This window comes from Sphingomonas sp. 28-62-11 (genome assembly GCF_002278865.1).
Taxonomy (GTDB): Bacteria; Pseudomonadota; Alphaproteobacteria; order Sphingomonadales; family Sphingomonadaceae; genus Sphingomonas.
The window spans coordinates 41962-62572 of the sequence record NZ_NCGB01000011.1 but is presented as its reverse complement, the minus strand read 5'-3'; the positions used below and the strand labels follow the sequence as shown (position 1 = coordinate 62572).

21 protein-coding genes are annotated in these 20611 nt (G+C 61.8%); 11 read left to right on the top strand and 10 right to left on the bottom strand.

Annotation, left to right across the window (positions count from 1 at the left end; all coding sequences use genetic code 11):
* Positions 1–43: 43 nt before the first annotated feature.
* From obgE to lptG, 8 genes are all read left to right on the top strand, one after another.
* Positions 44–1087, top strand: a complete 1044-nt coding sequence (gene obgE / locus B7Y49_RS05090) for a GTPase Obg (RefSeq protein WP_374126491.1) — start codon at positions 44–46, stop codon at positions 1085–1087.
* The gene (gene proB / locus B7Y49_RS05085) at positions 1072–2220 is read left to right on the top strand and encodes a glutamate 5-kinase (RefSeq protein WP_374126490.1); all 1149 of its coding nucleotides are present in this window, start codon (positions 1072–1074) and stop codon (positions 2218–2220) included. Before obgE ends, proB begins: the two co-directional genes overlap by 16 nt.
* Positions 2217–3122, top strand: a complete 906-nt coding sequence (locus B7Y49_RS05080) for an NAD(P)-dependent oxidoreductase (RefSeq protein ID WP_374126489.1) — start codon at positions 2217–2219, stop codon at positions 3120–3122. The genes proB and B7Y49_RS05080 overlap by 4 nt, the downstream gene beginning before the upstream one ends.
* 82 nt (positions 3123–3204) lie before the next feature.
* Positions 3205–3447 carry an acyl carrier protein gene (locus B7Y49_RS05075; RefSeq protein ID WP_374126488.1) on the top strand — a complete coding sequence of 81 codons (243 nt, stop codon included), beginning with the start codon at positions 3205–3207 and terminating at the stop codon, positions 3445–3447.
* Positions 3448–3519: 72 nt separating this feature from the next.
* A complete protein-coding gene (locus tag B7Y49_RS05070; RefSeq protein WP_374126487.1) occupies positions 3520–4800 on the top strand; it encodes an aminotransferase class I/II-fold pyridoxal phosphate-dependent enzyme in 1281 nt (426 codons plus the stop codon).
* Between the two features lie 34 nt (positions 4801–4834).
* Complete coding sequence (locus B7Y49_RS05065; protein ID WP_374126486.1) at positions 4835–6844, top strand: ATP-binding protein; 2010 nt, start codon at positions 4835–4837, stop codon at positions 6842–6844.
* Positions 6845–6938: 94 nt separating this feature from the next.
* Positions 6939–8135: an LPS export ABC transporter permease LptF gene (gene lptF, locus B7Y49_RS05060; protein WP_374126485.1), complete on the top strand. Its 1197-nt coding sequence runs from the start codon at positions 6939–6941 to the stop codon at positions 8133–8135.
* The gene (lptG, locus tag B7Y49_RS05055; protein ID WP_374126484.1) at positions 8135–9229 is read left to right on the top strand and encodes an LPS export ABC transporter permease LptG; all 1095 of its coding nucleotides are present in this window, start codon (positions 8135–8137) and stop codon (positions 9227–9229) included. Before lptF ends, lptG begins: the two co-directional genes overlap by 1 nt.
* 9 nt (positions 9230–9238) lie before the next feature.
* Here the strand turns inward: lptG and B7Y49_RS05050 are convergent, their stop codons facing one another.
* Entirely contained in the window at positions 9239–9829 is a 591-nt protein-coding gene (locus B7Y49_RS05050) for a TetR/AcrR family transcriptional regulator (protein ID WP_374126483.1), read from the bottom strand.
* A 64-nt stretch (positions 9830–9893) separates the two neighbouring features.
* Here B7Y49_RS05050 and B7Y49_RS05045 point away from each other — a divergent pair, with 64 nt between their 5' ends.
* Positions 9894–10673 (top strand): glutathione S-transferase family protein, encoded by a 780-nt coding sequence (locus B7Y49_RS05045; RefSeq protein ID WP_374126482.1) that lies wholly within the window; start codon positions 9894–9896, stop codon positions 10671–10673.
* A gap of 51 nt (positions 10674–10724) precedes the next feature.
* On the opposite strand, the gene B7Y49_RS05040 is transcribed toward B7Y49_RS05045, so the two are convergent.
* A complete protein-coding gene (locus tag B7Y49_RS05040) occupies positions 10725–11837 on the bottom strand; it encodes a fatty acid desaturase (protein WP_374126481.1) in 1113 nt (370 codons plus the stop codon).
* Between the two features lie 123 nt (positions 11838–11960).
* On the opposite strand from B7Y49_RS05040, the gene B7Y49_RS05035 reads away from it, so the two are divergent.
* Positions 11961–13118, top strand: coding sequence for an N-acetyltransferase (locus B7Y49_RS05035; protein WP_374126480.1), 1158 nt, complete (start codon positions 11961–11963; stop codon positions 13116–13118).
* Between the two features lie 87 nt (positions 13119–13205).
* Here B7Y49_RS05035 and B7Y49_RS05030 read toward each other — a convergent pair whose 3' ends face one another.
* The 7 genes from B7Y49_RS05030 to B7Y49_RS05000 all read right to left on the bottom strand — a co-directional run bounded on the left by B7Y49_RS05030 (position 13206) and on the right by B7Y49_RS05000 (position 19575).
* On the bottom strand, positions 13206–13496 hold the full coding sequence (locus B7Y49_RS05030; RefSeq protein ID WP_374126479.1) for a hypothetical protein: 291 nt from the start codon (positions 13494–13496) through the stop codon (positions 13206–13208).
* A 179-nt stretch (positions 13497–13675) separates the two neighbouring features.
* Positions 13676–14452: an exodeoxyribonuclease III gene (xth, locus tag B7Y49_RS05025; RefSeq protein ID WP_374126478.1), complete on the bottom strand. Its 777-nt coding sequence runs from the start codon at positions 14450–14452 to the stop codon at positions 13676–13678.
* Positions 14453–14487: 35 nt separating this feature from the next.
* Positions 14488–14829: an iron-sulfur cluster insertion protein ErpA gene (gene erpA / locus B7Y49_RS05020; RefSeq protein ID WP_374126477.1), complete on the bottom strand. Its 342-nt coding sequence runs from the start codon at positions 14827–14829 to the stop codon at positions 14488–14490.
* 85 nt (positions 14830–14914) lie between these two features.
* A complete protein-coding gene (locus B7Y49_RS05015) occupies positions 14915–16102 on the bottom strand; it encodes a M23 family metallopeptidase (protein WP_374126476.1) in 1188 nt (395 codons plus the stop codon).
* Positions 16096–16377 (bottom strand): hypothetical protein, encoded by a 282-nt coding sequence (locus B7Y49_RS05010; RefSeq protein WP_374126475.1) that lies wholly within the window; start codon positions 16375–16377, stop codon positions 16096–16098. The genes B7Y49_RS05015 and B7Y49_RS05010 overlap by 7 nt, the downstream gene beginning before the upstream one ends.
* Positions 16378–16399: 22 nt before the next feature.
* The gene (locus B7Y49_RS05005; protein ID WP_374126501.1) at positions 16400–16867 is read right to left on the bottom strand and encodes a peroxiredoxin; all 468 of its coding nucleotides are present in this window, start codon (positions 16865–16867) and stop codon (positions 16400–16402) included.
* A gap of 5 nt (positions 16868–16872) precedes the next feature.
* Positions 16873–19575 carry a glutamine-synthetase adenylyltransferase gene (locus tag B7Y49_RS05000; RefSeq protein ID WP_374126474.1) on the bottom strand — a complete coding sequence of 901 codons (2703 nt, stop codon included), beginning with the start codon at positions 19573–19575 and terminating at the stop codon, positions 16873–16875.
* An 89-nt stretch (positions 19576–19664) separates the two neighbouring features.
* Between B7Y49_RS05000 and B7Y49_RS04995 the strand changes: the two genes are divergently transcribed.
* Entirely contained in the window at positions 19665–19865 is a 201-nt protein-coding gene (locus B7Y49_RS04995) for a hypothetical protein (protein WP_374126473.1), read from the top strand.
* A gap of 34 nt (positions 19866–19899) precedes the next feature.
* Here the strand turns inward: B7Y49_RS04995 and B7Y49_RS04990 are convergent, their stop codons facing one another.
* On the bottom strand, positions 19900–20556 hold the full coding sequence (locus tag B7Y49_RS04990) for a sigma-70 family RNA polymerase sigma factor (protein ID WP_374126472.1): 657 nt from the start codon (positions 20554–20556) through the stop codon (positions 19900–19902).
* Positions 20557–20611 lie beyond the last annotated feature (55 nt).

Below are 20611 nucleotides of genomic sequence, written 5' to 3'. Positions count from 1 at the left end.
ACCCCGCACTGGATAAAATGCTGCATTGCGCTAGAGGTGCGCGATGCATTTTCTCGATCAAGCCAAGATTTTCGTCCGTTCGGGCGCCGGTGGCCCTGGCGCGGTATCGTTTCGCCGTGAAAAGTTCATTGAATATGGCGGCCCCAATGGCGGCAATGGCGGCAAAGGCGGCGACATCATTTTTGAGGCCGTTGCGGGCCTGAACACGCTGATCGACTTTCGCTACACCCAGCATTTCCGTGCGCCGCGCGGCAAGGGCGGTGCAGGGCAGAACCGCACCGGCGCTGGCGGCGATGATCTCATCATCCGCGTCCCCGTCGGCACCCAGGTGTTGAGCGAGGATCGCGAGCATGTGCTCGCCGACTTCACCGTGCCGGGCCAACGCACCGTTTTCATGCGGGGCGGCGATGGCGGGCGCGGCAATGCCAGCTACAAGACGTCGACGAACCGCACCCCGCGCCAGCATGGCACTGGCTGGCCGGGCGAGGAAGGCTGGGTCTGGCTGCGGCTGAAACTGCTCGCCGATGCCGGGCTGGTGGGCTTGCCCAATGCCGGCAAATCGACCTTCATCAATGCGACGACCAATGCCAATGCCAAGGTTGGCGATTATCCCTTCACCACCACCCGCCCGCAATTGGGCGTCGTTAGCCATCACAACCGCGAATTCGTAATCGCGGACATCCCCGGTCTGATCGAGGGCGCAGCCGACGGCGCGGGCATTGGCGACCGATTCCTGGGTCATATCGAGCGGTGTAAGGTGCTGCTCCACCTTGTGGATGCAACCGAGGATAACCCTGTGGAAAACTACAGGATCGTCCGTGGAGAACTCGATGCCTATGGCGCCGGATTGATCGACAAGCCCGAGGTGATCGGCCTGAACAAGATCGACGCTCTCCCCGCCGCCGAGGTGAAAAAACTCGCCACCAAGCTGAAACGCGCAAGCAAGGCCGAGGTGATGCTGCTTTCGGGCGCGGGCGGCGAAGGCATTCCTGCGGTGCTCGACCGGCTGGTCGACGCTATCGGCCCGCTCGAAGCGGCGCCGGCGTCGGGGGAGAGCGAGGAACCGGCGGAATGGTCGCCGATCTGAGCCGATCCACGGTGAGCGATTCCTTTTCCCCTGCAGCCTGCCCGCGTCTGATCGTTAAGGTCGGATCGTCGTTGCTCGTCACGCCCGACGGGCAGGTGCGACGCGATTGGCTCGCGACGTTGGCGGCGGATATCGCGGCACGTGTAAAGGCAGGGCAGCAGGTTGCGGTCGTGTCGTCAGGCGCGATTGCACTAGGCGCTCGGCGGCTGAAGCTGGCCAAGGGCGGGCGCGCGAACCTGGAAGATGCCCAGGCGGCAGCCGCCACAGGGCAAATCGCGCTCAGTCAGATCTGGGCTCAGCTGCTCGATGGCGAAGGGCTGACCGCCGCCCAGATGCTCATCACGCTTGATGATCTCGAGGATAGGCGACGCTATCTCAACGCGTCGGCGACGCTTAACCGACTGATGACGCTGGGTGTCGTGCCCGTCCTGAACGAAAATGATTCGGTCGCAACCGAGGAAATCCGGTTCGGCGACAATGATCGGCTGGCCGCTCGGGTAGCGCAGGCAGCGGGCGCGCATGGGGTGATCCTGTTGTCCGATGTGGACGGGCTGTTCGACGCCAACCCCCTCATCCACCCCGATGCACAGTTGGTTAAACGCGTCGAGCGGATCGATGGCAAAATCGACGCGATGGCGAGCGGCGATAGCGCGTCGGGCATGGGATCGGGTGGGATGGCATCAAAGATCGCCGCTGCCCGGATCGCGACGGGAGCAGGCATCGCGCTGGCCATCGCTTCGGGGCGGATCGATCATCCACTAAAGCTTTTTGGCGAAAGCGGGCGCGGCACATTGTTTGTGGCCGAACGTAGCGCGAGCGCGCGCAAAGCGTGGCTATCGGGCGGCCTGACGGCGAAGGGCGAGATTATTGTGGATGCCGGGGCCAGCGCGGCACTGGCGAGCGGAAAGAGCCTGTTGGCGGCGGGTGCCACGGGCGTTTCCGGCAAGTTCAAGCGCGGCGATCTGGTCGCGATCATCGGTCCTCAAGGTACAGCCATCGCGCGCGGCCTAAGCGAATATGACGCCACAGACGCCGCGCGGCTGTGCGGCAAGCGCAGCGAGGATCAGGCCACGATCCTGGGCTATGCCCCGCGCTCGGCATTGGTCCACCGCAACCACATGGCGTTGCTATGAACATCGCGCTAACCGGCGGCACAGGCTTTGTCGGCAGCCGCGTCATTGCGCTAGCGGTGGAGGCCGGGCATCAAATCCGCGCGCTCGCTCGCCGTCCGCAGCCTGCCCAGCCGAACGTCACCTGGATCGAGGGTGCGCTGGATACACCCGATGCCCTCGCCCGACTGGTCGACGGCTCGGACGCCGTGCTTCACGTCGCCGGGGTGGTCAACGCGCCCGACCGCGATGGCTTTGCGGCCGGCAACATCGTGGGCACCCAGGCGATGATCGATGTAAGCGTTGCCGCGCGGGTGGCGCGCTTCGTCCATGTCTCCTCGCTCGCCGCGCGCGAGCCGGGCCTGTCCAATTACGGCTGGTCGAAAGCAGAGAGCGAACGCCGGGTCGAGACGAGCCCGCTCGCCTGGACGATCGTGCGCCCACCCGCCGTCTACGGCCCGGGCGACATGGAGATGCTCGATACCTTCCGGATCGCCAAACTCGGCATTGCGGTGATGCCCCCGCCCGGCAAGATGGCGGTCATCCATGTCGATGATCTCGCCCGGCTGCTGCTGACGCTGGCGGTGCAGGATGCCGGGCGCCTGACGATCGAGCCCGATGACGGGACCCCGGGCGGCTGGACGCATAGCGATTTCCTGGCTGGCGCGATCGGCGCCGCAGTCGGCCAGCGCGTGATGCCGTTGCCGCTGCCGCGCGCGATCCTGTCGCTGGCGGCGCGCATCGACGGCTTGTTTCGCGGACCAAAGGCCAAGCTGACGGCGGACCGGGTCGGTTATATGTGCCACCCCGACTGGACGGTCGATCCAGCGAAGCGCCCCGATCCGGCGCTGTGGCTGCCCCGGATCGATACGGTACATGGTCTGGCCGAGACGGCAGCATGGTATCGCGCCAAGCGCCTGCTATAGATCGGACAGAAAGCCGCCGCATTTGCTTGCCAAGGCGGATCAGACACCCCGAACGTTACGGGTCCGAAACACAAGGATGACCATGAGCGACCGCACCGCCATTTATGAGACGATCACTGCGCTGATCGAGCCGTTCAACAAAAAAGGCGTCGCGCTCACCGAGGCGACGACTTTCCAGGGCGATCTCGAATGGGACAGCCTGACCGTGATGGATTTCGTCGCCGCGATCGAGGATGATTTCGACATCATCATCACCATGAACATGCAGGCCGAAATCGAAACCGTCGGCCAACTGGTCGATGCGGTTGTGAAGCTCAAGGGCTGATCGGCGCGTACCTGTCTGCGAACCGGCCCTGAACCGACCACTGACCCTACCCCTCATCGGAAACATCCTGCCATGACCGAAGCTGCCGCCACCGCCCCCAATACCGACGAGGCCCTGCCGATCGAGGTGGAAACTATCGCCCCCGAACGGGATCTGTTCACCAAATTCGACGGCCTGATCGCGGAAAAACAGGCTTTGCTCGATACCGGCGTGCGCGATCCCTTCTCGATCGTCATGGACGAGGTGAAATCGCCCACCGTCGCTATGATCAAGGGCAAGGAAACGATCCTGCTCGGCACCTATAACTATATGGGCATGACCTTCGACGCCGATGTGATCCAGGCGGGTAAGGATGCGCTCGATCAGTTCGGATCGGGCACCAATGGCAGCCGGATGCTCAACGGCACTTTCCGCGATCACATCGATGCCGAAGACGCGTTGAAGGAATTCTACGGCGCATCGTCCGCCATGGTCTTTTCGACCGGCTATCAGGCCAATCTGGGGATCATCTCCACGCTCGCCGGCAAGGGCGAATACATCATCCTCGATGCCGATAGCCATGCCTCGATTTATGATGGCTGCGCGCTGGGCAATGCCGAGATCGTCCGCTTCCGCCACAACTCGGTAGAGGATCTCGACAAACGCCTGGGCCGTCTGCCCGCCGAGCCGGGCAAGCTGGTGGTGCTCGAAGGCGTCTATTCGATGTTGGGCGATATTGCGCCGCTGAAGGAAATGGTCGCCGTCGCGCGCAAGCACGGTGCAATGGTGCTGGTCGACGAAGCGCATTCGATGGGCTTTTTCGGCCCGCATGGCCGCGGCGTTTATGAGGAACTTGACCTCGATCTGGGACGCGACGTCGATTTCATCATCGGCACCTTTTCCAAATCGGTCGGCACCGTCGGCGGTTTCTGCGTATCGAATCATCCGAAGTTCGAAGCGATGCGGATGGTGTGCCGCCCCTATATCTTCACCGCCAGCCTGCCGCCGTCGGTAGTCGCCACCGCAGCGACATCGATCCGCAAACTGATGTATGCGCATAACAAGCGCCAGCATCTGTGGGAAAATGCACGGCGGCTGCACGGCGGGTTGACCGCTATGGGTTTCAAGTTGGGCACGGAAACCCCGCAATCGGCGATCATTGCAATCATTCTGGACGATCAGGCGCAAGCGGTGATGATGTGGCAGGCGCTGCTCGATAATGGTCTGTACGTGAACATGGCCCGCCCGCCCGCGACCCCGGCCGGTACCTTCCTGCTGCGCTGTTCGCTATGCGCCGAACATACCGACGCGCAAGTGACGCAGATATTGGGATTGTTTGAGGCGGCAGGACGCGCCGTAGGCGCGATCGCCTGAGTCGCAGCGCCGCGCTGCGCTATGCAGTAAAGCGTTGGCGGGCTATCATGCAGGGGTGATGATCGACGATCATGCCCATCCGCTGACCAACGACAGCAGCGACGCGCAGACCCGCGTCTGGCTGTTGCTAGGGGTTGCGGCCTTAGGCGCGATGGTCCTGATCGGGCTGATCCTGACGATGGGTGAAGCCAATCGTCAGCGTGATCGGGCATTGGTGCTGCAAACACGCAGTTCGCAGGTCACGCTGCTTGCGCGCACCTTGTCCGCCACCACCGCGCGCGCTGAAGCCGCGCTTGGCCGCTACGTCATCAGTGCCGATAACCGGTTGGGCGTGCTTTATGGTGAGCAATGGCAGCAGGCGGGCGACCAGATCAACCAGCTCGAAAGGGCAAATTTGGGCAATCACGGCGGCCAGCGTGAACGCATCGCCGCGCTGCGCCAGGCCTATCGGGAGCGCAGCGACGAGCTGGCGCTGATCGCGCTCAGCACGCGCTACAAGAAAAATGATCAGGCGCTGGCGCGCTATTATCAGGCACGGGAATCAAAGCCGTTGCTGCGCATCAACGCCTTGCTCGACGATATCATCGAAGCCGAGCGCGCGCTGTTGAACGCCCGCACGAACGAAGCGCTCCAGTCGGTCAAGCGGTCGACTGATGCAGCGCTAGTGCTCGTCGCCTTTGGTGTGCTGATCGTATTGGGTGCGATCATTCTGGGCTGGATGACGGTGCAGGCGCTCGGCCAGCGCGGTTTGGCGCGGGCAGAAGCCGATGCAGAGCGGGAACGCGCCTTTGAGCTTGAGCGCGCCGTCGCTGCCGCCACCGAAAGGCTGAGGCTGGAGGCCAATGAACGCCTGTCAGCCGAGGAAAAGCTGCGCCAGGTGCAAAAGATGGAGGCCGTGGGCCAGCTGACCGGCGGCATCGCGCATGATTTCAACAATATGCTCGCCGTCGTTCTCGGCGGGCTGGAGCTCGCCAAGCGCAACATCGGCAATCCCGCCGCCGCGACCCGCAACATCGATAACGCCACCGAAGGCGCCAATCGTGCGGCGGCCCTCACCCGCCAGCTGCTTGCCTTTTCGCGCGCCGATGCCTTGCTGCCAGCGGCGATCGATCCGGCCGAACTGATCCAAGGCATGTCCGATTTGCTCGATCGCACCTTGGGCGATGCCATCATCGTCACCACCGTCGACGAAGGCGATGGCTGGTGCGTCTGGGTTGATCGGCACCAGCTCGAAAATGCGCTGCTCAATCTGGCCGTCAACGCGCGCGATGCGATGGAGGGACGCGGCACGTTGACCATCGCCACGCACAGCGCAAGGCTTGTGGCGGGTCAGATCGGCAACTGCCCCGCAGGCGACTATGTGGCGATCGCTGTGACTGACACCGGCTGTGGGATGACGCCGGCGGTGATGGAGCGCGTGTTCGAACCATTCTTCACCACCAAACCCGTCGGCAAGGGTACCGGGCTTGGCCTGAGCCAGATCTTTGGCTTCGTCCGCCAGTCAGAGGGGGAGATTGCGATCCAGTCCGAACGCGGCAAGGGCACCACCGTGACCCTCTATCTCCAGCGGCATATCGGCCACGTCACGGCGCAGCCCGCACCGAATGCAGCTGATGTCGCCGATCGAACGGCGCAGCGGCGGTACAACATCCTGGTGGTCGAGGATGATCCCCGCGTGCTTGTCGCCACCACCGGGGCACTCGAAGAACTTGGCCATCGGGTGGTCGGCTGCGGCGATCCGGCCCAGGCGCTCGACAAGATTGTCGCCCAACCCGATATCGATCTGGTCATATCCGACGTGCTGATGCCGGGGCTGACCGGACCGGAAGTGGTGGCGCGCATCCGTGCGCGCTTTCCCCATATCCGCGCCCTGTTCGTGACCGGCTTTGTCGGCGAAGCTGGCGGTACCGACGATATTGGCGGGCATCAGGTGGTGCGCAAACCCTTCACCATCGCCGCGCTGGACCGCGCGATTGCCACCACGATGATACAATACCAGCGCGTCGACAGCCCCCTCGGCAGCATGGGCAGCCGGGCTGCGTGATTTGGCTGCTGACGACACCAGTGTTGCACGATATAGCCCGCGCAACGGGAGATATTCTGTTGCCCGCTTTTTCGTTTAGGCGCCTGCGTTCTTCATGAACTCGATCGATCGACACATGGCCCGCCTGATCGCGGTGCCGCTGCTTGCCAACCTCGTCATCGCGTTGATGCTGCTGGTGCTCGATCGCATGCGGATTCTGTTCGATTTTGTCGCGACCGAAGGCGGCCCGGTGAGCGTGGTGTGGCAAATGCTTGCCAATCTGATCCCCGAATATCTGGGGCTCGGCATTCCGATCGGCCTGCTGCTCGGCGTGCTGCTCGCCTTCCGGCGGCTCGCGACGACATCAGAGCTGGATGTGATGCGCGCGGTGGGGATCAGCTATACCCGGCTGTTGCGGGTGCCATATATGTTTGCCCTGGGGCTCGCGCTGGTCAATCTGGCAATCGTCGGCTTCGTGCAACCCTATGCGCGCTACGCTTACGAAGGGTTGCGGTTTGAGCTGCGCACCGGCGCGCTGGGTGCATCGATCAAAGTCGGCGAGTTCACCAATTTCCCGCGCGGCGCGACGGTACGGATCGAACGCAGCGAGGATCAGGGTCGCAAACTTTCGGGCATTTTCGTCCATGCCGAAACCGCCAAGGGCGGCTGGACTGCGGTGACGGCAGCGACCGGCCAGTTCCTGGCGACCGACAATCCGGACGAGATCATCTTTCGCCTCACCAATGGTACGCTGATCAATGCCGAACCGGGCTTTTCGGTGCCGCGCGTGCTGACCTTTACCTCGCATGATTTGCCGATCCCGCTGCCCAAATCGGAGAATTTCCGCGGGCGCGGCGGGCGCAATCTGGAACTGACCCTGCCCGAACTCGCCCGGATCGGTGGCGCGAGCGATACGCCCGCCATGCTGCGCGATACGAGCCGATCAGCGTTCCACTTCCGGCTGGTGGAGGTCGCGACGATCTTCCTGCTGCCGCTGCTCGCGCTCGCGCTGGGGGTGCCGCCCAAGCGATCATCGTCAGCGCTCGGGGTGTTCCTGTCGATCGTTATGATCGTGACGTATCATAAAGTGAACGAGTATGCCGAAGCGATCGGTGGCCTGGGCCTGATCGATCCGTTCGTGGCGCTGTGGGTGCCGTTCGTTATCTTCGCCGCGCTGGTATTCTGGATGTATTATCAGATCGCCTATGTGCCCGGCGGCCAGCCGATCGGCGCATTGGAAAAGGCGTTTGCATCGATCGGCAAGGCGGTTGCCAGCCGGATGCCGGGCCAGAAACGCCAAAGGGCCGTGTAATGCAGGCGCAGTTCTTCCCTTCGCGCACCGTGGCGCTTTACATGGCGCGCCTGTTCATCGTGCGGACCTTTGCCATTCTGGCGGCACTGGTGCTGGTGCTACAGGCGCTCGATCTGCTGAGTGAATCGGGTAAAATTCTGGCAGTGGCGGGCAATGGCGATGCCGAGGTTTGGCGCTATGTCGGCTTTCGCGTGCCGCAGATTATCGAGCGGTTCCTGCCTTTCTCCGTCCTGCTCAGCACCATCCTGACGCTCAGTACCCTCAACCAGAATAGCGAGATCGTCGCGCTGAAAGGCTCCGGCCTGTCGGCGCATCAGGTGCTCGCGCCGCTGATCCTGGCGAGTTTCATCATCGCGATCTTGTCGTTTGCCTTCAACGACCGGATTGTCTCGCGCGCCACCGCCACGCTCAACCGCTGGCAAAAGGTCCAATATGCCGCCCTGCCGATCGACCGGGGCGATCGCACCAATGTATGGGTGCGCGACGGCGAGGATTTGATCGAGGTCGATACCGTGAAGGGCAAGGGCGATGCCGTGAAGCTGACCGGCATCACCATTTATGATCGCCAGAACGGCAACCTGATCGGTATCATCCGCTCGGCGGGCGGCGGGCGAGTCGAAGGCGGCTGGCGAGTCGATTCGGCAAGCCGGTTCGATGTGGCGAGCGGCCGGATCAGCCCGCTCGGCGCTATCGTCGTCGCGCGCGGGGTACGGCCCGATCAATTTACGCTCACCAATGTCGATCCGAATGGTCTGTCGTTCGGCGCGCTCAGCAGCGCGATCAGCGATCTCAACGATGCCGGCCGCCCGACCAAGGCGCTTGAGGGGTCGCTGTGGCACAAGATCTCCGGGCCGCTCTCGTCGGTACTGATGCCATTGCTCGGCGCAGTCGCCGCGTTCGGCATCGCGCGATCGGGCAAATTGTTCATCCGCGCCGTCATCGCGATGCTGCTGGGTTTTGCCTATTTCGTCGCGGATAACTTCGCGCTCGCGATGGGCAATCTGGGGGCCTATCCGCCCATCCTCGCGGCCTGGGCGCCGTTCTTCCTGTTCCTGCTAATCGGGGAAATTGTGCTGGTGCGATCTGAGGAGTGAGGGGGATTGCTAGCAAGTGGTCAAGGTAACGAACTGAGCCGCCGCGTCGTCAATCGCACTGGTCTGCCGTGTTGCCCGCCCCACCATCGTTGCACCCAGCATGAAGCGAACAAAGGTGCGGCCAAGGGTTAGTGCGCGTTCTTGCTCAAACCCGTGCGCGACGAGTCCTGCGGCGACAGCTTTAGACCAGAGGTCAAAGCCGTCCGAACATCGTTCAAGGATTTGTGTTTCGTCACAGGGCACATCAAGCGCCACTGCGGCGATTGGACAGCCCGATGCGTACCCTGTTGCGATGAGGTCGCGCTTTGACAATTCGGTGAGCCCCTCCAAATACGCCGCCAGCGTCGCACTTTTGCTCGCAACGCCTTCGATATCGCGGGCAAACCGCTTGGCTGAGTAGTCGAGCGCTTCCATCACGATCTGGCGCTTGCCGCCGGGAAAGTGGTGATAGAGCGAACCGCGCGGTGCCTGGGCCTGCGTCAAAATGTCAGCAACGCCGGTCCCATGATAGCCATGGCGTTGCAGAAGATCGGCTGCAGCGCGGATCATCATCGTTCGGGCACGCGCCTGGGGTCGTGCAGGTTCCTCCGTAGAATTCATAAGGTACCTTGACACGCTTGGGCAGCGCACGCAACTATGACGACCGGTCTAGATAGGAGTCGTTATGCTGCTTTGTTATTCCGCGCTTAGCCCGTTTTGCCGCAAAGTCCGGATGGTTCTCGATTGGAAGGGGATCGATCACGAAGTCTTCGACAGCTGTGATATCGCGAAGTATCCGGCGTATAACCCACGTGCCGAGATCCCGATCCTGGTTGATGACGGCCTTACGATCGTGAACTCGGCCGATATTCTTCTCTATCTGGACCGCAAATATCCTAAACTAGCGATCTATCCTTCTGATCCCGCAGCTTATGCGACGGTCAGACGGTGGGAACGTGATGCTGATACGGCAATTGATGCCATTGTAACGGACGTCGCAATTTACAAATGGGCTGATATTCCGCCGCCACCGCCAGGCTTGATTGACGCGGCGAAACGCGATTTGATCCGCGTGTATAGCGAACTCGAAACATTGCTTGATGGGCGCGACTATGTTGTCGGCGCCCTTTCAGTAGCGGACTTCGCATTGTTCCCGCAGCTTGGATCAGCGCAATTGCTGCGGATTGGGTCGACCCCCGAACAGCATCCGCGCGTCTTCGCCTGGCTAGCACGCATGGGCGCAACACCAGAGGGCGGGCGCGACACGGCGTTGAAGTTAGAATGGTGGGCCAAGCGCGAGGAGCAGGACCTGGACACTAAACGCATTAACTGGGGAACCTACCGCCTCGAATGGTTCCTGGCGAACGGCTTTCTTGATCACTTTGCAGAAGAGGTTAAGGGAAACCGTGTGCTGTGGTCAGTGGGTCCACAAGCAAACGCGAACAACAGTCCTCTTGCACCTTGATCGAGCAGCTACAGAAGGGCGGCACCCCCAGGCTTAATGACCCCCGCGCCGTCAGCGCGTGCTGCCAACCGTCATCGTGCTCACCACGATCCGGCGCACCAGACCGGGCAGGCCGGGGTAGTTGGCGCGGTGATAGGGCGATCCAGCGTCAAGCGTCTTGGCCAGCCGCCGATGCGCTTCGGCCAGTGAATGGTACGGCAGACCCGGGATCAGATGATGCAGCGCGTGATAGCGCAGGCCAACCGGTGCCCACAGCACCGGCAGCAGCGCGGGTGGGGGCACGTTGACGGTATCGAGATACTGGGCGGTAACGGTCATCGCCTCGCCCTCATTCTCCCACAGATGCGCGACCAGCGTGCGGACCTGATTGATTACGGCGACGGCCGAGACGATCGCGAGGAAGATCAGGAAACCGCGCAACGGCACCATGCCCGTCGCCACGCCCGTCAACAACGCAATCGCGAACACGCTGCAGGCGGCGGCCTGCCAGCGCCATTGGCGGGCAAGCTCGCCTTCGGGCGCGCGGCGCTCGAACGACGGGTTGATCGACAGCGCCGACATCCGCGTCACCACCTTGTGCCGCACCGCTGGGAACAAAGCCGCCAGAGGGGTCAGCACCGCAAAGCGGAACAGCAGCGCAATCGGCGCAAGCAGCGAGGCCGCGATGAACAGCGGCAGCGACCAGGGCTTCATCAGCGCGAGCGGCAGATATTCGGGATCTTCCGCCGTGCCATAGCGCGTGCGGGCATGGTGCAGGCTGTGCACGCCTTCATACATGAATGATGGCACCAGCATCGGCACGCCGACTAGCAGGTTCCAGCCGAGCCGGAAGCCCGGCACCGAACTGTGCTTAATGTGGGTGAGTTCATGGATGAAGCTGCCCGCACGGTACAGTGCCAGCACCGCGACGATGCCTGCAAGGACGGCGAGAACAGGTGACGTAACGACAATCGCTGCCGCCAGCGCGGCATAACCAATCACCGCCGACAGGGTCATGTCGGTCCAGTAAATGGCGGGACGTGGCGCGTTCAAATCACGCGTCAGTTCTGCCGCGGTGCGCAGCATTGCCATGTCGTCGGCGATGCGTTGCGGGTGCGTGGGACGCGACGATGGGACAGCAGCGGACTCGGCCTCACGCCGATCGAGCGAAATTGCGTTGGTCATAGCCGCAGCCTTTGCCCAAAAATAGTGGCAGCATGGTGGCGAAACCTGCGGCTTGACTCGCGCCACCGAAGGACGGACTGCACACCGAAACCAGCCAATCACTTGCGCTAAGGGGCCGATATCTTGGCAAGCAATCCACTCGCGGTACGCCCGGTCACCAGCAAGGCCGATCGTAAGGCGTTTATCGAGATCGCCTACACGCTGAACAGCAGCGATCCGCATTGGGTGCCACCGCTGCGCAGCGAGGTCGCGGGCACCATCGATCCGAAAAAAAATGGCTGGTTCAGCCACGCCAAGGGTCAGTTGTTCATCGCGACGCGCGGCGACAAGACGGTCGGGCGGATATCGGCGCATATCGATACGCTTGCGCTGGAAATGCCTGCGGATCGCGGCTTTGGCCCCGGCACTGGCTTTTGGGGGATGTTTGAGGCGGATGATTCGACCGCCGCACGCGCGCTGATCAACACCGCCGAAGATTGGCTGCGCCAACAGGGCATGACCCGCGCGATCGGCCCGATCAGCCTGTCGATCTGGGAAGAACCGGGGTTGCTGATCAAGGGACATTATCATGCACCAACCGTCATGATGGGGCACCACCCGGCGCGGTATCAGGCATGGATTGAGGAAGCGGGCTACCTGCCCGAAAAGCAGCTGCTGACCTACGAGCTTGATATAACCGTTTATTTTCCGCCGATCGTCAAACGCATCATTGCATCGGGTGAAAAGAACCCGCGCATCAAGATCCGCCGCGTCGACAAATCGAAATTCGCCGAGGAGGCAGCGCTGATCCTCGCCATCCTCAACGATGCCTGGTCTGATAATTGGGGCTTCGTGCCGCTCACCCAGCCCGAGATCGACGATGTCGGCAAGAAATTGAAACCGATTGTCTATGAAGACCTGATCATGATCGCCGAGCTCGATGGCAAACCGGTCGCGTTCATGATCACCCTGCCCGACCTCAACGAGGCAATAGCGCCTCTAAAGGGTTCGTTGTTGCCGTTCGGCTGGGCCAAGCTGTTGCTGTGGCTGCGCAATCCGCAAGTCCGCACGATGCGCGTACCGTTGATGGGCGTGGTGAAGGAATTGCAGGCATCGCGCCTGGCGAGCCAGCTCGCCTTCATGATGATCGAATATATCCGTCAGGCCGCGATCACCCGTTATGGCGCGGTGCGGGGGGAGATCGGCTGGGTGCTCGACGACAATCAAGGGATGCGATCCATCGCCGAGACGATCAACGGCAGCATCAACCGCATCTATCAGGTCTATCAACGCCCGCTCTGATCGCAGGGCGTAGATGCCGCGTTGCCGCGACGGCAGGGGCACACCGTCGCGGCTCGGCTGTCCAGCATTGGGCTGGGCAAGGGCAGATCAACCTTCGGGATTATCGACGTCAAAGCCGCGCGACGCCCATTGCGCCTTGGTCATGCATTTTTCCCGCGTAATGCGCGATCCCGTCGGATTGGAGCGCACACAATAGAGGCGTTTGTCATTGGCGGCTGTCGCCTTTTCGGGGGCCGGGGCCGGTGCTTCGGTAGCAGCGGCCGTGTTGCCCTCAGCCTTGACGGCGGCAAAAGCTGCCGACGCGCCGAAAACGGTGGCGAACAGGCCGGCGGTTGCGGCCAGTGATACGGTCTTGATGGTTGCGTTGCGAACAGACATGAGAACCTCCCGATACGTTACGCGACCCTCATTGAAGTCGCACGAACGGTATTGCATCAACCATGCCAGATCATTTTATGTATGTATTACATATGGTTAGTAAAGTGTGATTCATTGTATTGTAACAGCAATACACCAACGGTTGGCGCAGGTTGCGATCTTTCCGAAAAATACACCGTTCAGCGATCAGAAAGCATTGCCCAAGTGGGCGCGTGATCGCTGGCCTTTTCGCGGCCCCGATAGGCTTTATCGACCCCGGCATCGATCAATCGATCGGCAGCTTGCGGGCTCAGCAGCAGGTGATCGATCCGGAAACCGGCATCGCGCTGCCAGGCGCCCGCTTGATAATCCCAGAACGTCCACACCCCGCCACGCGGATGGCGGGTGCGCAACGCATCGGTCCAGCCCTGCGCGACAAGCGCGCGGAAACTGGCTCGGCTTTCCGGCTGCATCAGCGCGTCATCAGCCATCGCAGGCACCGAATAGGTATCGTCGTCATTTGGAATGACATTGTAATCGCCCGCTAGGACAACTGGGCGCTCTTCCGCGAGCAACACGCGGGCACGCGCTGCCAGCCGATCGATCCAGCGCAATTTGTAATCGAACTTTGGCCCTGGCTGCGGATTGCCATTGGGCAAATAAATCGAAGCGATTACCACGCCGTCGACTTCGGACTCCAGATAGCGGCTATGTTCGTCTTCGGGCTCGCCAATCAGTCCGCGTTGCCGTTCGACCGGATCAGCTCCCTTGGCGAGCACTGCAACGCCATTAAAGCCCTTTTGCCCGTGCCACAGCGCACCATAGCCTGCGGCACGGATGTCGGCCTCGGGAAAGGTCTCGTCGCTCGATTTCAGTTCCTGCAAACAGACGACGTCTGGCGCTTGTTCGGCTAGGTACTCAATCAGCCGAGGCAGCCGCGCCTTAATGCCGTTGACATTATAGGTGACGATTTTCACGCGGGATCAGAACGCGGATCGGCGGGCCAAGCGCATCAAACCGCGAAGCTCGAACCGCAACCACATCCCGACGCCGCCTGCGGGTTCTCTACCCGAAACGCCGTACCACCAAGTGTCTCGACAAAGTCGACTGAACAACCGCGCACCAGATCAAGACTTATCGCATCGACGACCAGGCGAACGCCGTCACACTCAGCAACGGTATCATCGCTTGCAATCTCGTCAGCCATACCGAATTTATACTGAAAGCCCGAACAGCCACCGCCATCTACGGCAAGGCGGAGGATGGCTGGCTTCCCTTGCTTGGCTGCAATCGCTGCAACCCGCGCTGCTGCCGCGGCGGTGATCGTTAAGTCTTGAGTGTCCGTCATTGTCATGCCTGATAGATAGGCGCGGAATGATGCGGCGGCAACGGGGCTTACCGGCAGCTTTGGGGGCGCCGCGCGACTAGCTCGCGATCAATTACTTCTCGGCGCGCGGACCACCAACGCCACCGCCCGCTGTCAACGCGCGATCCTGCACCGACCGCAGGAAATCGGCCGACTGCAGGAAAGGCAGTGGATTAACGGCATGGCCGTCGATCCGGACTTCGTAATGGAGGTGGCTGCCGGTCGAACGACCAGTCGATCCCATAAGGCCGATCACCTGACCACGCACGACGCGCGTGTTCGGCGCCACTAAGATCTTCGACAAATGGCCATAGCGTGTGGCGATGCCCCGGCCATGATCGACCTCGATCAGATTGCCGTAACCGCCTGCCCGTTCGGACCGCGCAACAATGCCATCGGCCGTTGCAAAAATGGGCGTGCCAATCGAACCGGGGATATCGACACCCGCATGCATCGCCACTGTACCGCGGAACGGATCATTGCGGACGCCGTAATTGCTCGTGAAGCTGATTTGCTGGACAGGCTGGGTCGACGGAATGGCGATAACGCCGCGTTCCAGCGTATCGAGCTTCTTCCAGGTCAGGAACAACGACCGAAATTGCCGATCAGCCTGCACATCGGGGGCAGCAGCACCACCCTCAACGGGTTCGTAGGGGCCACCCATCGCCAAACGACGCGGCACGAACCGCTCAGGTGCGATGCCAAGGCGGCGAACATGATTGGCAGCAGCGGCATAGCGCTGCTCAACCAGCGCCTTTGCCTTTACGGCCATCGAAAGCTGGCGCTGCTCGACGCGCTTAAATGGCGCGATAACGTCAGCAGCGATTTCGGCGGTTTCAGGATCGATGGTTTCGTTGGCCAAAACCAATTTGCCCGAATTCTTGCCTTCGAGAACGGCAACGATCAGCGCCTGACGCTGCTCTACACGGGATGCATGCACTTCTGCGGCGTGCTTCACAGCTGCAAGGTTAGCCTGCATTTTGACGAGCTTCGTCTGCAACTGGGCAACCTTGACCTCGGGCGATGCAGGCGTTTCCAGCACACCGCTCAATTGAACCGCGGTGACGGCAGCGTGCCCCACGCCATAGGCCGAAAAACAAAGTGTCACACCGGCAACGCCGGCGAGCGCCGCCTGGGTATTGCCCCCGATGCTGAACCGGCGAAGATCGCGACCATCATGAAAGATGAAATCACGCGTTTTGAACTGCCCCCGAACCTGCGCAATGCGGTCCGCAATCGAAATCGTCGTCTTCTTTACCATGAGTCCCCGGCGATCTGATTGCCGGCGTCACGCGACATGACGCCCGCTGATGTCGCGCCTACGGCCCCTCCGCTGCGTCGACGATTCGTCTTCGCAACCGCACCACAGAACAGCAAGAGCGCGAGGCGCTTCATGGGTTCAACCGAAGGTGCGGCGCGGCGAATCGTTTCAGAACCGTTAATTATGGATCGAATCGGGACGGCGAGCGTTCTCACATGAAAATGTTCCGGGTTCGAATCGATCGAATCAAGACGCGATTCGATCGAATCGTTCACGGAACCTTTACCCGGCTGTCCCTCAACCGAGGTCGCGAACCGCCTCAAGCACCTCAATCGCATGGCCCGGGACCTTCACGCGCCGCCAGCTGCGCGCCAGTTTGCCCTCGGCATCGAACAGAAGGGTCGACCGGTCGATCCCCATATAGGTTTTGCCGTACATGCTCTTCTGGACCCAGACGCCAAAAGTCTCCATGGCATCGCCGCTTTCATCGGTCGCGAGCGGCACCGTCAAATCATATTTATCGATGAATTTCTGATGCTTGATCGGTGAATCTTTCGATACGCCGAGAACAGCGGTATCGAGTGATTCAAACTCCTTCAAATGCTGGCTGAAATCCTGCGCCTCACGCGTGCAGCCCGACGTGTCGTCCTTAGGATAGAAATACAGCACGAACGGCTTGCCGATATAGCTGCGCAGATTGACCTTGCCGCCGCTCGACGTCGTCAGATCGATATCGGGGAGTTTTTCGCCTTCGCTCAATGCCATCGTCGTCATGCCTTTTCGCTGATGCGTTGCCAGTTTTCGCGCACGTCCTGCCGCGTCAAATCAAGAATCGCAACCAGTTCAGCCCAGTCCGTCAGCTCCATCGCTCTTACGATGAGCGCCTGGGTGGCCGGGGGCGGTGGCTGCATGTCGGGGGACACCAGCCGCAGCGTTACCAGCAACCGGGTTAGGAAATCATGCGCTGGGCGCATCGCGGGAGACAGCAGACCGGCGGCGATCAACAAATCGATCGCGCGGCCAAGATCGGGGTCAAACCCGGTGCGGTGGACGAGCTGCGCGAGGTGGACGGTAAATTCGAGATCGACGAGCCCGCCCGGCAGCAGTTTGGCATCAAGCGGCCCGGCGGGTGGTTTGTGCGCCGCCATCTCCGCCCGCATTGCGACGCCATCAGCAATAATGTCGCGCGGCGGTCGGGCGCCGCCGAGCACCCGCGCAATTGTCGCCGCCACTTCAGCACGGGCGGCGGCTGAGCCAAACACCGGCCGCGCCCGCGTGAGCGCCATATGTTCCCAGGTCCAGGCGTTTTCCTGTTGGTACAAGGCGAACCCGGTCGTGGAGACAACCAGCGGCCCTTGGGTCCCCGACGGGCGCAACCGGGTATCGATCTCATAAAGCGGCCCGGCAGCGGTCGGTACTGACATCGCAGCACTCACACGTTGTGCCAGCCGATTGTAGTAAAGAACTGCGCCTAAAGATTTTTCTCCGTCAGATTCGGCCAGGTAGTCGCCGGTAAAAAGATAGATCAAATCGAGATCCGACGCGTGCGTCAGCACCCCGCCCCCCATCCGCCCCAGCGCCAGTATCACCAGTTCGCTGCCCGGCACCTGGCCATGGCGGCGCGCAAAATCATCTCTCGTGGCCCTGACAATCACCTGGATTGCCGCCTCCGCGACGCGCGCATAGCCCGCCGCCACATCAAGCGGATCACTCACGCCGGCAACGATCTGCGCGCCCAACGCCAGCCGCTTCTCCCCCACGACCAGCCGGGCATGATCGAGCATCGCCTGATAATCCATGCCGACCCGCGGGGCGATTTCCGCAGCCAGCGTTTCAACAGTGCCGACCGGATCGAGTGCGGTCGAATCGATCAGCCCGTCGAGCAGCTCGGGCCTTCGCCCCAATGCATCGGCCAAGGTCGGCGCGTTGCTGAGGATCGCGCCGAGCAGCCGCGCCAGCGCCGGTTGCGCCTCCAGCAAGCGGAAGAAATTGATGGCGCTCGATAACCGCGCCAGGATGTGATCGAGCCGGATGATCGCGCCAGCCGGATCGGGTGACTGGCCAAGTGCGTCGATCAGTCCGGTCAACACCGCCTCCAGCGCTGCACGCGCCGCGCCGCTCCGCAACGCCGGATATACCCCTGATCGCCAGCTATCGATCCGCTCGCGCGCCACTTTTGCCGCCTCCGCGTCAAATCCTGCGCGTGCCAGTGTCGACAGCAATCCCTCTCCGTCGCTCGATAGCGCCTGCGCATCGCCAGGCTCCAGTCCGTCATAAATCGCGCCCACCCGCTCGACATGGGGTCGCAACAGTCCCAGCAGCGCATCGCCATCGGCAAGACCGTGCAATTGTGCCAGCGAGTCGAGTGCGGCCCCGGTCGGCAATTGGTGGGTCTGGCGATCATCGATCATCTGGACGCGGTGCTCGATCGTCCTCAGCAAGCTATATGCCTCGGCAAGATCAGCGGCCTGCCCCGCATCGATCCATCCCCCAGTCGCCAGCCGATCAAGCGCTATCCGTGTCGCGCCGGGGCGCACGGAAGCATCACGCCCGCCATGGATCAGCTGATGGATCTGCGCGAAAAACTCTACTTCGCGAATGCCGCCGCGCCCTCGCTTCAGGTCATAACCCGGCCCAAATACCTGACCCTGCGAATGGTGATCGCGGATGCGCCGCGATATCCCCCTGATTTCCCCGATGGCGCCAAAATCGAGCGTCCGCCGCCACACAAAAGGCTTTATCGCATCGAGAAACCGTCGCCCCAGTGCCAAATCGCCCGCCGCCGCCCGCGCGCGAATGTACGCCGCGCGCTCCCAAGCCAGCGCCTGCGATTCATAATAAGCGATGGCCGCATCCACCCGGAGCACAATCGGCGTAATTTCAGGCGAGGGACGCAGCCGCAGGTCGACGCGTAGCACATAGCCGTCGCCATCCCGTGCTTGGAGCAGTTCGATCACACGTCGCCCGATCCGCACCGCCGCATCATCGGGTTCCTCACGCGGACGGCAGGGCAAGGTCGCCGGATCGAACAACAAAATGGGATCAATGTCAGACGAGTAATTGAGTTCGTGGCTACCCTGTTTGCCCAGCGCAATCGCGGTAAACCCACACATCGGCGCCTCAGGCGTACGCTCGGCGATCGCGGCGCGGATGGCGGCGTCCAGCGCATAATCGGCAAAGTCCGACAGCGCCTTGGTCACCGCCGTCAGGTCGAAACACCCCGCCAGGTCGCCCACAGCCACCACCAGCGCCAGCCGACGCCGCTCGATCCGCAGCCTTTGCCCGACAGGCATGGTGGGATCATTCAAGCGGATCGATTGAACATCAGGCAGGATCCCGGCGGATAGGCCGGCCGCAAGATCGCGCTCACGATCGATGAGATGTGCCAGAAAGGGGGCATGATCGCGCGCCCGATTAAACGCCGCCGAGATGAGTGCCGATGACCGTTCGGGGGCTGAGTTGCCGACATTCATCGAGAATTCCGATAACTCTTCGGTATTTAATCATACTCGCATGTCACCATTCATGGCAACAAAACCGATGACTGACCGTTATACAGGTTATGTTCAACAAGTCATCTTTACCCAGGGAGCCGCGGGCGCCGACCGAGTTTTCGGTTGGGGTTCCACGCCGTCATGATGCGATCGGATCGGCGCTCAGCAATGCCTATACGCGCGTGATGTCGCATGAGGTGCCAAGTGAGATGAGCGCATTGCTGGCGCAGCTCGATCGGCACCCGGGCACGCAGAACGCGACGGAATAGGCAAGCGTTCCATTGTTCGGCGCTACACATTCGGTCAGTCCGATGCCGCCCCACGGTCGCGGCTAAGTTCTTCGACATCGTTCATCAACACCTCAAGCACTGAGCGGCCTGGTGGGTTGGTGTGCGTGCGGCGCGATGGCAGCGATCCATCAGTGAGAAGCGTTTCGAGCGCAACGCGGCCGCGCGCAACGCGGCTCTTGATCGTGCCGACCGCCACACCGCAAATCTCAGCCGCCTCTTCATAGGCAAAGCCGCCTGCACCAACCAGAATCAGCGCTTCGCGCTGCGGTTGCGGCAAGTGGAGCAGCGCCCGCTGCATATCGCCCAACTCAACCTGTTTGTCCTGCCCGGCGGGCGCTGCAAGAATACGATCGGCGACCAGATCATCCCATTCGCCGCGAAAGCGCGATCGGCGCATCTGGGATAGGTACAGGTTGCGCAGGATGATGAAGGTCCAGGCGCGCATATTGGTGCCGGCCTGAAAGCGCTGGCGCGCCGCCCAGGCTTTCATCAACGTTTCCTGCACCAGATCATCAGCCAGATCCCGACTGCCCGACACGGAACGCCCGAAAGCGCGCAAATGCGGAATCACCTGGGCCAGCTGTGCCTTGAACTCAGCATCGGACAGTGGCACCCGCGCCTCAGGCGGCGCTTCGGGCAGATCATCATCAATGTCGTCTGGCGCGCTCATGCGGCTCCGATCAATTTAAAGTGCATGCCGAACCAAACCGGGGGCTTATTCCGGG

What these genes read in the sequence shown, in the direction of transcription:
- obgE (WP_374126491.1), top strand. Translation starts at nt 44, where the DNA reads ATGCATTTTCTCGATCAAGCCAAGATTTTCGTCCGTTCGGGCGCCGGT.
- proB (WP_374126490.1), top strand. Translation starts at nt 1,072, where the DNA reads ATGGTCGCCGATCTGAGCCGATCCACGGTGAGCGATTCCTTTTCCCCT.
- B7Y49_RS05080 (WP_374126489.1), top strand. Translation starts at nt 2,217, where the DNA reads ATGAACATCGCGCTAACCGGCGGCACAGGCTTTGTCGGCAGCCGCGTC.
- B7Y49_RS05075 (WP_374126488.1), top strand. Translation starts at nt 3,205, where the DNA reads ATGAGCGACCGCACCGCCATTTATGAGACGATCACTGCGCTGATCGAG.
- B7Y49_RS05070 (WP_374126487.1), top strand. Translation starts at nt 3,520, where the DNA reads ATGACCGAAGCTGCCGCCACCGCCCCCAATACCGACGAGGCCCTGCCG.
- lptF (WP_374126485.1), top strand. Translation starts at nt 6,939, where the DNA reads ATGAACTCGATCGATCGACACATGGCCCGCCTGATCGCGGTGCCGCTG.
- lptG (WP_374126484.1), top strand. Translation starts at nt 8,135, where the DNA reads ATGCAGGCGCAGTTCTTCCCTTCGCGCACCGTGGCGCTTTACATGGCG.
- B7Y49_RS05050 (WP_374126483.1), bottom strand. Translation starts at nt 9,829, where the DNA reads ATGAATTCTACGGAGGAACCTGCACGACCCCAGGCGCGTGCCCGAACG.
- B7Y49_RS05045 (WP_374126482.1), top strand. Translation starts at nt 9,894, where the DNA reads ATGCTGCTTTGTTATTCCGCGCTTAGCCCGTTTTGCCGCAAAGTCCGG.
- B7Y49_RS05040 (WP_374126481.1), bottom strand. Translation starts at nt 11,837, where the DNA reads ATGACCAACGCAATTTCGCTCGATCGGCGTGAGGCCGAGTCCGCTGCT.
- B7Y49_RS05030 (WP_374126479.1), bottom strand. Translation starts at nt 13,496, where the DNA reads ATGTCTGTTCGCAACGCAACCATCAAGACCGTATCACTGGCCGCAACC.
- erpA (WP_374126477.1), bottom strand. Translation starts at nt 14,829, where the DNA reads ATGACAATGACGGACACTCAAGACTTAACGATCACCGCCGCGGCAGCA.
- B7Y49_RS05015 (WP_374126476.1), bottom strand. Translation starts at nt 16,102, where the DNA reads ATGGTAAAGAAGACGACGATTTCGATTGCGGACCGCATTGCGCAGGTT.
- B7Y49_RS05005 (WP_374126501.1), bottom strand. Translation starts at nt 16,867, where the DNA reads ATGGCATTGAGCGAAGGCGAAAAACTCCCCGATATCGATCTGACGACG.
- B7Y49_RS05000 (WP_374126474.1), bottom strand. Translation starts at nt 19,575, where the DNA reads ATGAATGTCGGCAACTCAGCCCCCGAACGGTCATCGGCACTCATCTCG.
- B7Y49_RS04995 (WP_374126473.1), top strand. Translation starts at nt 19,665, where the DNA reads ATGTTCAACAAGTCATCTTTACCCAGGGAGCCGCGGGCGCCGACCGAG.
- B7Y49_RS04990 (WP_374126472.1), bottom strand. Translation starts at nt 20,556, where the DNA reads ATGAGCGCGCCAGACGACATTGATGATGATCTGCCCGAAGCGCCGCCT.